Origin of the sequence: Nocardia sp. NPDC057353, from assembly GCF_042667085.1 — a bacterium.
GTDB lineage: Bacteria > Actinomycetota > Actinomycetes > Mycobacteriales > Mycobacteriaceae > Nocardia.
The window spans coordinates 1-13944 of the sequence record NZ_JBHVAK010000101.1 but is presented as its reverse complement, the minus strand read 5'-3'; the positions used below and the strand labels follow the sequence as shown (position 1 = coordinate 13944).

The following is a 13944-nucleotide window of genomic DNA, read 5'->3' as shown; positions in this document are numbered from 1 at the left end:
GGCCACGGTCGTAGAGGGGTTCAGTTGGCGGTGGCCGGGATCCAGCGGGCGACCGAGAACAGCGGGCGTTTTCGCGACGACACGAAACTGTGCCTGGCCGGGCTCAGCAGGGCCGTCAGCCACGGGCGGCGGTACTCGGCGATCGCCGCCGCCACGGCGGGGTGGCGAATACAGTGCACTCCCCCCGGCATGCCGAGGCGGTGGCGACCCGCCCGGTTCAGTTCGCTGCGCATGGGTGTCCTTTACCTGGTGCTGACGTGGCCGTAATTCGCCAGGGCGAACAGTATCGGAAATCTTCCGATCGGCCCAGTACTTCGTCCTGGAAAACGCCGCAGCATGTCGGAAAGTTATCGTTGCCGACGCGGGTCGCACGGAAATTGTTGCGAATTGATCTCGGCAGCGTCACGGATCGGGCAGCCGCCGGAATTCAGGTGGATTCGGGGTGCCCGATGGGTACCAAGACTGATCGGCACCTCGTGCGAGACTGTCTCCCATGTTGCGGATCGGCCTCACCGGAGGCATGGGAGCGGGCAAGTCGACGGTGGCGCGGATCCTGACCGAGCTCGGCGGCGTCCTCATCGACTCCGACGCCATCGCGCGCGAGGTGGTCGCGCCGGGCACCCCGGGGCTGGCCGCCCTGGTCGAGCGCTTCGGCGACGGCATCCTCGCCGCCGACGGCAGCCTGGACCGCCCCGCGCTGGCCGCCATCGCCTTCGCCGACGACGAATCCAGGACCGCGCTCAACGGCATCGTGCACCCCCTGGTCGGCGCGCGCACCGCGGAGCTCTTCGCCGCCGCCCCCGCCGACGCCATCGTGGTGCAGGACGTCCCGCTGCTGGTGGAGAACAACCTCGCGCCCATGATGAACCTGGTGCTGGTGGTGCACGCCCCCGCCGAGCTGCGGCTGCGCAGGCTGGTCGAGTTCCGCGGCGTCAACGAGGCCGACGCGCGGGCGCGGATCGCCAGCCAGGCCACCGACGAGCAGCGCCGCGCCGCCGCCGACGTCTGGCTGGACAACAGCGGCGAGCCCGGCTCGCTCGACCCGATCGTGCGCGCCCTCTGGGCCGAGCGGCTGCTGCCCTTCGAGCGCAACCTGCGCACCGGTACCGCGGCCAAGCCGGAGTCGGTGCTGCTGGCAGGCCCGGACCCCGAGTGGGCCGCGCAGGCGCAGCGACTCATCAACCGGCTGTGGCTTGCCTGCGGCGGCGTGGCGACGAGCATCGAGCACACCGGCTCCACCTCGGTCCAGGACCTCCCGGCCAAGGACGTGCTCGACATCCAGATCACCGTGCCCGGCCTGGACGCCGCCGACGGGCTGCGCGACGCCCTGGTCGCCGCCGGATTCCCCGCGAGCGAGCACCGGTTCGACAACCCCAAGCCCGCCGACGACGACCCGGGCCGCTGGGAGAAGCGGCTGCACAACAGCGCCGACCCCGGGCGGCCCGCCAATATCCACTTACGGGTCGACGGCTCGCCCGGCGCCCGCTTCGCGCTCGCCTTCCGGGACGCGCTGCGCGCCGACCCCGAGCTGCGCGCCGAGTACCTCGCGGTCAAGCGCAAGGGCGAGGCCGAAGCGGAGGGGCTGACCGGCCGTGCGGCCATGGACGCCTACCTCGCCGTCAAGGAGCCCTTCTTCGACGCGGTGTACGCGCGGCTCAGCGCCAGCTGAGTTCCATGCCGAGCGACGCGGCCCATGCGTCCACCGAGTACCTGTGCGCGGCCAGCCCCTCGACGGCATACGTCGCGTTGAGCACGGCAGCCTCCGCGGCCGCGGCATCGATGAGCCCGGCCTCCAGCGCCGCGAGCAGCTCGTCGGTGTCGAGCAGCTCGGCCTCCCTGCCGTTCTGCACCGCGATGTCGAGGTAGTGGTCGAGCGCGCGCCAGCGGCGCGGGGCGACCGGGCGGAACACCCCGATATCCAGGTAGACGTCCTGATCCCGGACCTCGCCGGGCCGGAAGTGGAAGATCGTGGCGCGCACCCCGAGGTCGGGCAGCAGCCAGGACTCCATGTGCTCGAAGCGGGGGTGGTCGGCGGTGCGCGACATGTACAGCCCCCACGGCTCCTCCCGGTACACATCGACCGGCCGCACGAACCCCTTGTTGTCGGTGTTGGTGCGCGCCACCAGATCGAAGTGCTCGACCTTGGGCCGATGCACCGGTACCCCCTGCGCGTCTGTCATGACCGGAAATGTACCGGGCGCCGCCCGCGACCCCGGAGTGTGTCGGTGGCTCCGCCTACCCTGGTGAGCATGGCATTCGCAACCGAGATCCCGGAGGGGACCCCGCTGGCCCACTCGGAGTTCCGCCCGGTGGGCGAGATCGAGCGTGCCGAGGCCGAGTTCCGGGTCGTCAGCGACCACAAGCCCGCCGGTGACCAGCCCGCCGCCATCGCCGAGCTGGAGCGCCGGATCCGGGCGGGGGAGCGCGACGTGGTGCTGCTCGGCGCCACCGGCACCGGCAAGTCGGCGACGACGGCGTGGCTGGTGGAGAAGCTGCAGCGGCCGACGCTGGTGATGGCCCCGAACAAGACGCTCGCCGCCCAGCTGGCGAACGAGCTGCGGGAGATGTTCCCGCACAACGCGGTCGAGTACTTCGTCTCGTACTACGACTACTACCAGCCCGAGGCGTACATCGCGCAGACCGACACCTACATCGAGAAGGACAGCTCGATCAACGACGACGTGGAGCGGCTGCGCCACTCGGCGACCTCGAGCCTGCTCTCCCGGCGCGACGTGATCGTGGTCGCCTCGGTCTCCTGCATCTACGGCCTCGGCACCCCGCAGTCCTACCTGGACCGCTCGGTGCAGCTGGAGGTCGGCGGCGAGGTGGACCGGGACGCGCTGCTCCGGCTGCTGGTCGACGTGCAGTACACCCGCAACGACATGTCCTTCACCCGCGGCTCGTTCCGGGTGCGCGGCGACACCGTGGAGATCATCCCGTCCTACGAGGAGCTCGCGGTCCGCATCGAGTTCTTCGGCGACGAGATCGAGGCGCTCTACTACCTGCACCCGCTCACCGGCGACGTGGTGCGCAAGGTCGACACCGTGCGCATCTTCCCGGCCACGCACTACGTCGCGGGCCCGGAGCGGATGGAGCGCGCGGTGCGCGACATCGAGGCCGAGCTGGAGCAGCGGCTGGCCGAGCTGGAGCGGCAGGGCAAGCTGCTGGAGGCGCAGCGGCTGCGCATGCGCACCCAGTACGACCTGGAGATGATCCGCCAGGTCGGGTTCTGCTCCGGCATCGAGAACTACTCCCGGCACATCGACGGCAGGCCCGCGGGCTCGGCGCCCGCCACCCTGCTCGACTACTTCCCGGAGGATTTCCTCCTGGTGATCGACGAATCGCACGTCACGGTGCCGCAGATCGGCGGCATGTACGAGGGCGACATGTCGCGCAAGCGGAACCTGGTGGAGTTCGGCTTCCGGCTGCCGTCGGCGGTGGACAACCGCCCGCTCACCTGGGAGGAGTTCGCCGAGCGGATCGGCCAGGCGGTGTACCTCTCGGCCACGCCTGGCCCGTACGAGCTGGGGCAGACCGGCGGCGAGGTGGTCGAGCAGGTCATCCGCCCGACCGGGCTGGTCGACCCCGAGGTGGTGGTCAAGCCGACCAAGGGCCAGATCGACGACCTGGTGCACGAGATCCGGTTGCGCACCGAGAAGGACGAGCGGGTGCTGGTCACCACGCTCACCAAGAAGATGGCCGAGGATCTCACCGACTACCTGCTCGGCCTCGGCGTCCGGGTGCGCTACCTGCACTCCGAGATCGACACGCTGCGCCGGGTGGAGCTGCTGCGCCAGCTCCGGCTCGGCGAGTACGACGTGCTGGTCGGCATCAACCTGCTGCGCGAGGGGCTCGACCTGCCCGAGGTCTCGCTGGTCGCCATCCTGGACGCCGACAAGGAGGGGTTCCTGCGCAGCAGCACCAGCCTGATTCAGACCATCGGCCGCGCCGCCCGCAATGTCTCCGGGCAGGTGCACATGTACGCCGACACCGTCACCGACTCCATGCGGCACGCCATCGAGGAGACCGACCGGCGCCGGGCCAAGCAGGTGGCCTACAACGAGAAGATGGGCATCGACCCGATGCCGCTGCGCAAGAAGATCGCCGACATCCTGGATCAGGTCTACCAGGAGGCCGACGACCAGGTGGCGGTCGGCGGCTCCGGCCGCAATGCCAGCCGCGGCAGGCGGGCCCAGGGCGAACCGGGCCGCGCGGTCAGCGCGGGCGTCTACGAGGGCCGCGACACCTCGTCCATGCCGCGCGCCGAGCTGGCCGACCTGGTCGCCGAGCTCACCGCGCAGATGATGAACGCCGCCCGCGAGCTGCAGTTCGAGCTCGCGGGGCGGCTCAGGGACGAGATCGCCGACCTGAAGAAGGAGCTGCGCGGCATGGACGCCGCCGGGCTGTCGTGAGCGGGTCAGCCCTGCTGGGCCATCCACTCGTTCACCCGGCGCTCGGCCTCATCGGGGGAGACGTCCTCGACCCGGGTCATGGCCACCCAGCGGTGCCCGAACGGGTCGAGGAAGACGCCGAAGCGGTCGCCGGTGACGAAGGTGGCCGGCTGCTCCAGCACGGTCGCGCCGTGCGCGGCGGCCCGCTCGACCACGCCGTCCACGTCCGGGCAGTAGTGCACGATCGAGGTGTGCACCCAGCCCTGCTCCGGCGCGCGCACGCCGTTGTCCGGGATGGGCAGCCCGACCTGGAAGGTGGCGTCCCCGACCTTCACCTCGGCGTGCGCGGGCTGCCCGTCGGGGAGGTCGTTGCGGCTCAGCACCTCGGCGCCGAGCACCGCCGTGTAGAAATCCAGCGCGGCATTGCCGTCCGGCACCGCGAGGAAACAGGTGATCGAGTGGTAGCCGTTCGGGATGGGGTTCACGGTGTTCGTCATGGGCTCCACCCTGCCCCCGCCGCGCGCCCCGATCTTGGAAGAACGCGACACCGTGGCTGACGAGCGGCCCGCGCCCATCCGCGGCGGGATCAGCGCGCGGGACAGCCTGAAGGGCATCCTGCACCCCGGCGAGCAGGCCAGGCACCGCTCGCTGCACCGGCTGCCGGTCGGCCCCGCGCTCGACCGCTACGTGGCCTGGTACTGGGCGGTGCGCTGGGACCTGCGCGGGCAGCCGCCGTACCGGGCCGAGGTGCTCTCCCACCCGTGCGTCAACGTCACCTTCGAGGCGAGCGAGGAGCAGCGCGGCGGCTTCGTCAACGGCGTCTGCACCGCCCGCTTCGAGCGCGAGCTCACCGGCCGCGGCCACACCTTCGGGCTGCGCTTCCACCCCGGCGGCTTCGGCGCCTTCACCGGGCTCGACGTCGGCGCGCTGCGCGACCGGCGGCTGCCGCTCGGCGCGGTGCTGCCCGGCGCCGACGAGCTGGCCGGGCGGGTGCTCGCCGCCGCCGACGACGAAGCGCGCGCCGCGCTCGTCGAGGCGGACCTCACCGGCCGGGTGGCCGCCGCCGACCCGCAGTACGACCTGGTGCTCGCCGTCGTCGCGGCGATGGAGCGGGACCGCGAGCTCACCAGGGTCGACCAGGTCACCGCGCGGTTCGACATTCCGGTCCGCACCCTGCAGCGGCTCTTCCGCCGCTACGTCGGCGCGGGCCCGAAGTGGGTGCTGCGCCGCTACCGGCTGCAGGACGGCGCGCACCTGCTCGCCTGCGGCCGCGGCGCCGACCTGGCCGCGCTCGCACTGGAGCTCGGCTATTTCGACCAGGCGCATTTCTGCCGGGAATTCTCCGCCGAAATCGGGATGCCGCCGCTGGAATACGCGCGCAATTCCGCCCGCGCACCCGTCCCCGGACACGATTCGGTCGTTTCTTCGGTTCGATAGCGGATATCCGGCGGCATCGGCGGGACAATTGTTCCGGTCGGATTCCCTGCCGCGAAGGAGCGGGTCATGGATGTCGTGGTGTTGATCGGGCGGATCTTGTTCGCGCTGCTGTTCCTCGGCTCCGCCGCGGGGCACCTGAGCCAGGCGGACGCCATGGCCGGGTACGCGCAGAGCCGGGGCGTCCCCGCCCCCAAGCTCGCCGTGCTCGGCTCCGGGGTGCTCATGCTGATCGGCGCGCTGAGCGTGCTGCTCGGCGTCTGGGCCGACCTCGGATCGTTGCTGCTGGTGCTGTTCCTGCTGCCGACCGCGGTGCTCATGCACCCGTTCTGGAAGGAGACCGACCCCGAGACCAAGCAGATGGAGATGATCGGCTTCAACAAGGACGTCGCGCTCGGCGGCGCCGCGCTCGCGCTCTTCGCCTTCTTCGCGCACACGCCGGAGCTCGGGCTGACGCTCACCGGCCCGCTCTTCCACCTGAACTGACCCCGGCGCGGTACGCATTTCCCGCCGGAAACCGGCGGGCGGAGCGGCGCTGTGACGAATGTCTTACCGCGGCAATACGCTTCGATTCGCCTGTGACACTTCACAGATCGGCGCCGCGGACGCCGCGTCCGCCCAGGTTGTCGCGGCAGATGAGGGAACTCGCCGTGCGTGGGATCACCGGAATGGGCCGGGGACGCGGATGTGATGTGTTGCGATTTCTTAAATTCTCCGGGGTTTTGCCGCTATGGTCGGTCGCAGTCACCGCCCGGTGCGTGTCTCAGCCAGGCACCGGACCGGACCCGCCCTGAGTCGTTGGAGGAGAGATGACCGCCTACCGGACCATTGTCGTCGGTACCGATGGATCGGACTCGTCGTACGTGGCCGTGGAGAAGGCCGCGGCGCTGGCAGGCGTTTCCGACGCCGCCCTGATCGTGGCCTGCGCGTTCTACCCGACGGACGACCGCGATGTCGCCGCCGCAGCGGACGTGCTCAAGGACGAGGCCTACCAGGTGCGCGGCTCCGCGCCGACCAACGAGATCCTGCGGATCGCGCGGGACAAGGCGACGGCCGCGGGCGCCAAGAACATCGTGGAGCGGTCGATCGTCGGCGAGCCGGTCGATTCGCTGCTCAACCTGGTGCGCGAGGTCGAGGCCGATCTGCTCGTGGTCGGCAACCGGGGGTTGAACACCCTCGCGGGCCGGTTGCTCGGCTCGGTGCCGTCCGATGTCGCGCGCAAGTCCCGCTCGGACGTGCTGATCGTGCACACCGTGCGCTGACGCAGGTCTTTCCACCGCGGCCCCGCCGATCCGATCGGGCGGGGCCGCGGTGCGTCCTCAGGAGGCGAGCATGCCCAGTTCGGCGGGGAGGTCGGCGGTGTGCAGGACGGTGAGCCGCTGTGTCGCGCGGGTCAGCGCGACGTAGAGGTCATTGCGCCCGCGCGGCGACTCCGCGACGATCGCTCCCGGCTCGACCAGGATCACCGCGTCGAACTCCAGCCCCTTGACCTCGGCGACGGTGAGCACCCGCACCGACTCCCGCGGCGGCTCGGGCAGCGCGGCCACCAGTTCGTGCGGCACGATCACCGCTGCGGTGCCGGGCCCGGTCTCGGCGGCCACCGCCTTCGCCACCGCCTCGGCCAGCTCCCCCGGCGCGACCCGCGCCGCCTTCGGTGCCACCCCGGTGGCCCGGATCGAGCGCGGCGCCGCGGCCACCGGATCGATGGCGGCCAGCACGCCCGCGGCCACCTCCATGATCTCGGCGGGGGTGCGGTAGTTGACGGTGAGTTCGGCCAGCTTCCAGCGCCGCGCCACGTACGGCTCCAGGATCTCCTGCCAGGACGAGGCGCCCGCGGGGTCGCCGGTCTGCGCCACGTCGCCGACCGCGGTGATCCACCGGTTCGGGATGCGCCGCATGACCATTCGCCAGGCCATGGCCGAGAGCTCCTGCGCCTCGTCCACGATGACGTGGCCGTAGGTCCAGGTGCGGTCGCCCGCGGCGCGCTCGGCGGTGGTCTGGCTGGTGCGCACGTTCTGCCGCTCGGCCAGCTGCCCGGCGTCGATCAGGTCGTAGGCCATCAGGATCTCCGGGTCCAGCTCGTCCTCCAGGTCCTGCGGCGCGGAGCCGGTGAGGATGTCCAGCGCGTCCTGCGCCTCCTCCAGCCGGGCCCGCCAGCGCCGCCGGGAGCGCTCCCGCTCCTCGGCGTCGTCCACCCCGAGCAGCTCGGCCAGCTCGTCGAGCAGGGGCGCGTCGGCGGCGCTGAACTCGCCGGTGTCGGCGCGGTGCAGCGCGGCGCGGTCGGCCTCCGGCATGGTCTTCGCGACCCGGGCCAGCCGCTCCGGCTGGGCCAGCAGGTCGGCGAGCACCTCCTGCGGCGAGAGCGTGGGCCAGAGCCGGTCGATGGCGGCCTGCACCTCGGGGTCGGCGCGCATCTCGTCCCTGATGTCGCCGAGGTCGGCCGGGCTGAGCAGGCTCTCCGCGCCGACCAGGTTGGCGCCCATGGTGGCGGCGAGCTGCTCGGTGAGCGCCTCGATCACCGAGGCGGCGAAGACCGGCCTGGCCAGGTTGTGCGGGCGCCGGGACGAGCGGGCGCGGCCGCGCGCCTTGGTCGCGATGCCGCGATCCAGCGTCACCGGGTAGCTGTCGAAGCGCAGCCGGATCGGCTCCCTCGGCACCTCCTGCCGGTCCCGCACGGCCTGCTTGAGCACCGGGAGGATGTCGAGCGAGCCCTTGAGCTCACCGGCGCGCAGGCTGTCCGCCCTGGTCGCCTTCACCCCGGGGTAGAGGTCGCCGATGGTGGAGAGCAGCACGCCGGTCTCGCCGAGCGAGGGCAGCACCTGCCCGATGTAGTCCAGGAAGGTGGCGTTCGGGCCGATGATCAGCACGCCGCTCTTGGCCAGCTGCTGGCGGTAGGTGTAGAGCAGGTAGGCGGCGCGGTGCAGCGCCACCGCGGTCTTGCCGGTGCCCGGCCCGCCCTGCACCACGAGCACGCTCTTGTGCTCGGAGCGGATGATCGCGTCCTGCTCGCTCTGGATGGTCTCGACGATGTCGTTCATGTGCCCGGTGCGGGCCGCGTTCAGCGCGGCGAGCAGCGCGCTCTCGCCGCCGACGCCGCCGTCCGGCTGCGCCGCGCCCGCCGCGTCCAGCGCCTCGACGGCCAGGTACTCGTCGTGCAGCGCGGTCACCCCGCGGTTGCGCGAGCGGATGTGCCTGCGCCGCCGCACCCCCTCCGGCATGGCGGTGGTGGCCAGGTAGAAGGGCCGGGCCAGCGGGGCGCGCCAGTCCAGCAGCAGCGGGTCGTAGTCGTGCTCCTCGTCCAGGATGCCGAGCCTGCCGATGTAGCGGCGGGCGTCCTCGGACTGCTCCGGGTCCAGGTCGATCCGGCCGAAGCAGAGCCCGTGCTCGGCGGCGTCGTACTTGGCCAGGTCCTCGCTGTAGAGCTGGGTGAACGATTCACGCTCGCTGCGCGCCTGCGGGGTGCCGCCGGTCTCCAGCAGCACGGTGCGCAGCCGGTTCCGCGCGTACTCGCGCATGGCGTCCAGCCGCTCGTAGAGCGCGGTCAGGTACTCCTGCTCGGTCATCAGGTCGGCGTCGCGGCCTTCGGGCACACTGAACTCCTTCTCGGCCGGGTGGGGAGTCCGCTGCGCACGGCGCGCGCAACCGGAGAACGGAACGATCGAGTCTACTCCGGCCGGGGGCGGTCAGGAGGCGTGCGTGCTGGTCGGGTGGCCACGGTCACCACCCGGCTTGGCCTGGTACATCGCCACGTCGGCGTCGTGCAGCACCGCCTCCGGGGTGCGGCCGTCGCCGGGGATCAGATCGGTGGCGCCGACCGAGGCCTCGACCTCGATCCGGTGCCCGCGCGCGATGATCGGCTCCGCCATGGCGGCCCGCAGCCGGTGCACCAGCGCCTGCCGGTCGGCGGGGCGGGAGCGCCCGGCGACCAGGACCAGGAACTCGTCGCCGCCGAGCCTGCCGACCACGTCGTCGGCGCGCAGCGCGCGCTGCAGCCGCTGCGCCACGATCTGCAGCACGGTGTCGCCGATGGCGTGCCCGAGCGTGTCGTTGATCGCCTTGAAGCCGTCCAGGTCGATGAAGAGCACCAGCGAGACCGGCTGCTCGTCGCCCGCGGCCAGCGCCTCGGCCAGCCGGGCCAGCACCAGCGAGCGGTTCGCCAGCCCGGTGAGCGAGTCGTGCGTCGCCTGGTACTCCAATTGCCGTCGGCTGGCCCGGAACTCGGTGATGTCGGCGAACGAGGAGACCGCCGAGGAGCCGGGGTCGTGCGGGTTGAGCAGCCTGCTGCTGCCGGAGAGCCAGCGGCGCTGCCCGTCGTGCCGGTCCACCCCGAAGACGTAGCCGGTGATGGTCTCGCCGGTGGCCAGGGTGCGCGCCACCTGGTGCCTGGCGGGGGCGAGCGGGCGCGCGGCGGCGTCCAGCAGGGTGAGCGGCAGCTCCTCGATCCGGCAGCCGATCGGGTCGACCCCGGTGAGCACGCCGAAGATGCGCCGCGCGGCCGGGTTGATGGACTCGATCCGGCCGTCCCGGTCGATCACCACCACGCCCTCCTCCAGCTGCTCCACCACGGTGGTGAAGTGCTGCTCGGCGCGGTGCTGCGCGGCCTCGGCGGTGCGCTGCGCGGTGAGGTCGTGGATCACCACCTGGTACGCGAGGTGGTCGTGCCACGGCGTGCGCACCGCGACGGTCTGCACGTCGACGGTGCCGCCGTCCACCCGGAGCAGCGTCATCTCGGCGGGCGGCGAGGCCGCGCCCTCGTCGGCGAGCCGGGCGATCCGGTTCAGCATGGCGGGCACGAAGCGGGGGTGCACGAAGTCGGTGAGCGGCCTGCCGACCACCTCGGCGGCGGATGCGGCACCGACCAGCCGGACCGCGGCGGGGTTCACGTAGACGACGGTGCCGCGCTCGTGCACGCAGACGCCGTCCGGGATGTGCTCGACCAGCGAGCGGTAGCGCTGGGCGAGCAGCTCGGCGCTCGCCGCCCGCGCCTCGGCGGCCGGCGTGCCTGCAGCAGCTGCGGTGCCGTCCTCACCCACTCCGCTCCCCGATCGTTCGTCCCGGTCGTCGCGCCACACCTGTCGGAACGGCAGCCACTCGCGCCTGGCCGCGGGGGACCGGTTCGCCGCCGGGAGCCGGCGGAGGAGCACAGATCATGCCCGGTGCCGCAGAAGCCGTCCAGAGCAGTACTCGTGATCATATGTCGATCGGGCGCACCGTTTCCGTTACCGCAGCGTACGCACCGCCCGGTCAGAGCGGGACCGACCAGCGCAGCCTGGTGCCCGGGTAGGTGCTCGGGTCGCTGTCCGGCCCCGCGGTGGCCACCGCCAGCGAGCCGCCCGCCGACTCGGCGCGCTGCTCCAGGTTGCGCAGCCCGGAGCGCGCCACGTGGTGCGGGATGCCCCAGCCGTTGTCGGTGACCACCACGGTGAGCGCGCTGCCCGCGGCCACCTCGACCAGCACGGTGTCGGCGCCGGAGTGCCGCACCGCGTTGCTCACCGCCTCCCGCACCACCGCCTCGGTGTGGTCGGCCAGCTCCGGCGCGAGCGCGTCCACCGGGCCGGTGATCCGCAGGTCGGCGTGGAGCGCGGTCTCCGCGGTCTGCTGCCGCACCGCGTCGGCGAGCCGCTGCTGCAGCCCGACCCCGCCGTGCAGGTCGAAGATCGAGGTCCGGATCTCCTGCACCACCTCGTGCAGGTCGTCGATGGTGGCGCCGAGCCGCTCCCGCACGAGGGGCCCTTCGACCTGCGGCAGCGTGCTCTGCAGCGCCAGCCCGATGGCGAAGAGCCGCTGGATGACGTGGTCGTGCAGGTCGCGGGCGATCCGGTCGCGGTCGGCGACCAGGTCCAGCTCGCGCACCCGCTGCTGGGCGTCGGCGAGCTGCATGGCCAGCGCGGCCTGGTCGGTGAAGGCGGCGGTCAGCTCGACCAGCTCGTCGTCGAACGGCGCGAAGCCGGCGGGCCGCACGGTGACCAGCACGCCGAGCGTGCTGTCCGGGGTGCAGAGCGGGAGCACGAGCACCGGCCCGGCATTGCGCAGCGGCACCCCGAGGTCGATGCCGCCGACGTCGTCCCAGCGCAGCGGGGTGCGCCGGGTGAAGGCCTCGCCGAGCGCGGTGCCCGCGATCCGCACCGGCTGCCAGTCGGCGCCCGCGTCCGGCCCGACCCACTGGGTCACCACCAGCTCCCGCACCGGCGTGCCGCCCGCGACCCGCATCGGCGCGCTGGCCAGGAAGGCCTGGTGCGAGCCGCTCAGCGTGCGGGCGTGGTCGACCACGTGGGCCAGCACCCGGTCCGAGTCGGTGCCCGCCAGGAACTCGGTGGCGATGTCGCGGGTGGCCTCGATCCAGGCCTGCCTGGTGCGCGCCGACTCGTACAGCCTGGCGTTGTCCACGGCGGTCCCCGCCGCCGCGGCGAGCGCCTGCACCAGCACGTCGTCGTCCTCGGTGAAGGGCTGGCCGCCCGCCTTCTCGGTCAGGTAGAGGCTGCCGAAGACCTCCTCCCTGATCCGCACCGAGACCCCGAGGAAGGTGCGCATCGGCGGGTGCCCCGGCGGGAAGCCGACCGAGTCCGGGTGCGCGGTGAGGTCGTCCAGCCGGACCGGGCGGGTGTGCCCGAAGACCGTGCCGAGCACGCCGTGCCCGGCGGGCTGGGTGGCGATCCGCGCCCTGGTGGCGTCGTCGATCCCCTCGTCCAGGAACTGGACCACCTGCTCGTCGTGGCCGCGCACCGCGAGCGCGCCGTAGCGCGCGTCCACCAGCTGGGTGGCGGCGTGCACGATGGCCTTGAGGGTGTCGTCCAGGTCCAGCCCCGCGGTCACCGTGAGCATCGCCTCGACCAGGCCGTCCATCCGGTCCCTGGAATCGATGATGAGCTCGACCCGCTCCTTCACCTCGCCCAGCAGCTCGCGCAGCCGCAGCTGGGAGAGGGTGTCGCGCACCGAGTAGGGATCGCTGCCGTTCTCGTCGGTCATCCGCGCATTCCCCTGCTGCCGGGCGTCGGCGCCCGAACTCGAAAACCCCTCGCGCGCGGCACCGGCCGCGCGAACTCAGTCTAGAACGCCGGGTCCGCGCGACGGCCCGCGCCGGGCCGTGTCGCACGCCCGGGCCGGTGACAGAGGACTTTCGACCCTGGTCCCTTGCGGTGAGCGGCTGTTGCATGGTCTCCGGGAACGAATCGGAAGTGGGGTGTGGCAGATGGATTCGTCGAAACGGGTGCGCCGATCGTCCGCGCCGCGGTCGGTGGCGATGCGCCGCCGCCCGGTGGCGGCGGGCCGGCTCCGCAGCACGCCCGCGCCCGAGCGGGCGGTGCAGCAGTGGACCACCGCGGGCGACCCGGTGCTCGCGGTGACCACCTCCGGCGAGGTGGAGCCAGCCGAGGTCACCCGCGCGGTGCGCGCCATCGGCCGGGTGCTGCGCAGGCACCGGCTGGACGCCACCACCAGGGTCAGGGTGACGGCGCCCGCCCGCCCCGGCGAGCCGACGCTGGTGCAGGCCAACCTCTGCCTGCGCGACCTGCCGACCCGGGTGCAGGTCACCGGCCCGCGCGGCTTCGCGGTGACCTTCGCCGCCGAGCGGCTGGACCGCAGGCTGGCGCGCGCGGCCGCGGGCGAGGCGCGGGCCTGGCCGGATCCGGCCAGGCCGCCGCTCACCGCGGTCACCGCGGTGCGGCCGATCGTGCGCAGCAAGCAGTGCCTGCTGCTGGACGGCACCGTCGCCGAGGCGGCCGCCATCCTGGACGCCATGGACTACGAGGCGTACCTGTTCGTGGACGCCGAGACCGGGGAGGACGCCGTCGTGCACTGGGTCGACGGGTTCGGCGCCGGGCTCGTCCGGCAGCGCTCGACCCGGCCCGCCGCCTCGCCCGTGACCGGGCCGCTGAGCGTCGGCGCGCTCCCGGTGCGCACCGCGGCCGCGCCCGCGCCGGTGCTGACCAAGGCCGCCGCCGCGCACCGGCTCTGCCGCGCGGGCCTGCCCTTCCTGTTCTTCACCGACACCGCCACCGGCCGCGGCGCCCTGCTCTACCGCCGCTACGACGGCGATCTCACCCTGGTCACGCCCGCCGCCGCGGGGTGAGCCCGCCGGTCCGGCGACCCGGTCGCCGGATGGGCAGGGGTGGCCGAGCGG

General features: G+C 72.7%; 12 protein-coding genes. 6 read left to right on the top strand and 6 right to left on the bottom strand.

Features of this window, described 5'->3' with window-relative positions; all coding sequences use genetic code 11:
• Positions 1-20 precede the first annotated feature (20 nt).
• Positions 21-233, bottom strand: coding sequence for a hypothetical protein (locus tag ACFUUZ_RS30485; protein WP_378702289.1), 213 nt, complete (start codon positions 231-233; stop codon positions 21-23).
• 260 nt (positions 234-493) lie between these two features.
• On the opposite strand from ACFUUZ_RS30485, the gene coaE reads away from it, so the two are divergent.
• Positions 494-1669: a dephospho-CoA kinase gene (gene coaE, locus ACFUUZ_RS30480; RefSeq protein ID WP_378702287.1), complete on the top strand. Its 1176-nt coding sequence runs from the start codon at positions 494-496 to the stop codon at positions 1667-1669.
• Here the strand turns inward: coaE and ACFUUZ_RS30475 are convergent.
• On the bottom strand, positions 1656-2180 hold the full coding sequence (locus ACFUUZ_RS30475) for a DUF402 domain-containing protein (protein WP_378702285.1): 525 nt from the start codon (positions 2178-2180) through the stop codon (positions 1656-1658). The genes coaE and ACFUUZ_RS30475 overlap by 14 nt on opposite strands.
• 69 nt (positions 2181-2249) lie before the next feature.
• Here ACFUUZ_RS30475 and uvrB point away from each other — a divergent pair, with 69 nt between their 5' ends.
• Positions 2250-4412 carry an excinuclease ABC subunit UvrB gene (gene uvrB, locus ACFUUZ_RS30470; protein ID WP_378702283.1) on the top strand — a complete coding sequence of 721 codons (2163 nt, stop codon included), beginning with the start codon at positions 2250-2252 and terminating at the stop codon, positions 4410-4412.
• A gap of 5 nt (positions 4413-4417) precedes the next feature.
• On the opposite strand, the gene ACFUUZ_RS30465 is transcribed toward uvrB, so the two are convergent.
• The gene (locus ACFUUZ_RS30465) at positions 4418-4888 is read right to left on the bottom strand and encodes a VOC family protein (protein WP_378702281.1); all 471 of its coding nucleotides are present in this window, start codon (positions 4886-4888) and stop codon (positions 4418-4420) included.
• Between ACFUUZ_RS30465 and ACFUUZ_RS30460 the strand changes: the two genes are divergently transcribed.
• The 3 genes from ACFUUZ_RS30460 to ACFUUZ_RS30450 all read left to right on the top strand — a co-directional run bounded on the left by ACFUUZ_RS30460 (position 4866) and on the right by ACFUUZ_RS30450 (position 7087).
• A complete protein-coding gene (locus tag ACFUUZ_RS30460) occupies positions 4866-5828 on the top strand; it encodes a DUF6597 domain-containing transcriptional factor (protein WP_378702279.1) in 963 nt (320 codons plus the stop codon). The two genes, ACFUUZ_RS30465 and ACFUUZ_RS30460, sit on opposite strands and share 23 nt — an antisense overlap.
• A 66-nt stretch (positions 5829-5894) precedes the next feature.
• Entirely contained in the window at positions 5895-6311 is a 417-nt protein-coding gene (locus ACFUUZ_RS30455) for a DoxX family protein (protein ID WP_378702277.1), read from the top strand.
• 323 nt (positions 6312-6634) lie between these two features.
• The gene (locus tag ACFUUZ_RS30450; RefSeq protein ID WP_378702275.1) at positions 6635-7087 is read left to right on the top strand and encodes a universal stress protein; all 453 of its coding nucleotides are present in this window, start codon (positions 6635-6637) and stop codon (positions 7085-7087) included.
• Positions 7088-7144: 57 nt separating this feature from the next.
• Here ACFUUZ_RS30450 and ACFUUZ_RS30445 read toward each other — a convergent pair whose 3' ends face one another.
• The 3 genes from ACFUUZ_RS30445 to ACFUUZ_RS30435 form a co-directional block, all read right to left on the bottom strand.
• Positions 7145-9388: a HelD family protein gene (locus ACFUUZ_RS30445; RefSeq protein WP_378702291.1), complete on the bottom strand. Its 2244-nt coding sequence runs from the start codon at positions 9386-9388 to the stop codon at positions 7145-7147.
• Positions 9389-9508: 120 nt separating this feature from the next.
• Positions 9509-10858 carry a diguanylate cyclase domain-containing protein gene (locus ACFUUZ_RS30440; protein WP_378702273.1) on the bottom strand — a complete coding sequence of 450 codons (1350 nt, stop codon included), beginning with the start codon at positions 10856-10858 and terminating at the stop codon, positions 9509-9511.
• 211 nt (positions 10859-11069) lie between these two features.
• Positions 11070-12791 carry a GAF domain-containing sensor histidine kinase gene (locus ACFUUZ_RS30435; protein WP_378702271.1) on the bottom strand — a complete coding sequence of 574 codons (1722 nt, stop codon included), beginning with the start codon at positions 12789-12791 and terminating at the stop codon, positions 11070-11072.
• A gap of 223 nt (positions 12792-13014) precedes the next feature.
• Between ACFUUZ_RS30435 and ACFUUZ_RS30430 the strand changes: the two genes are divergently transcribed.
• Complete coding sequence (locus ACFUUZ_RS30430; RefSeq protein WP_378702269.1) at positions 13015-13893, top strand: sigma 54 modulation/S30EA ribosomal C-terminal domain-containing protein; 879 nt, start codon at positions 13015-13017, stop codon at positions 13891-13893.
• The last annotated feature ends 51 nt before the right edge of the window (positions 13894-13944 follow it).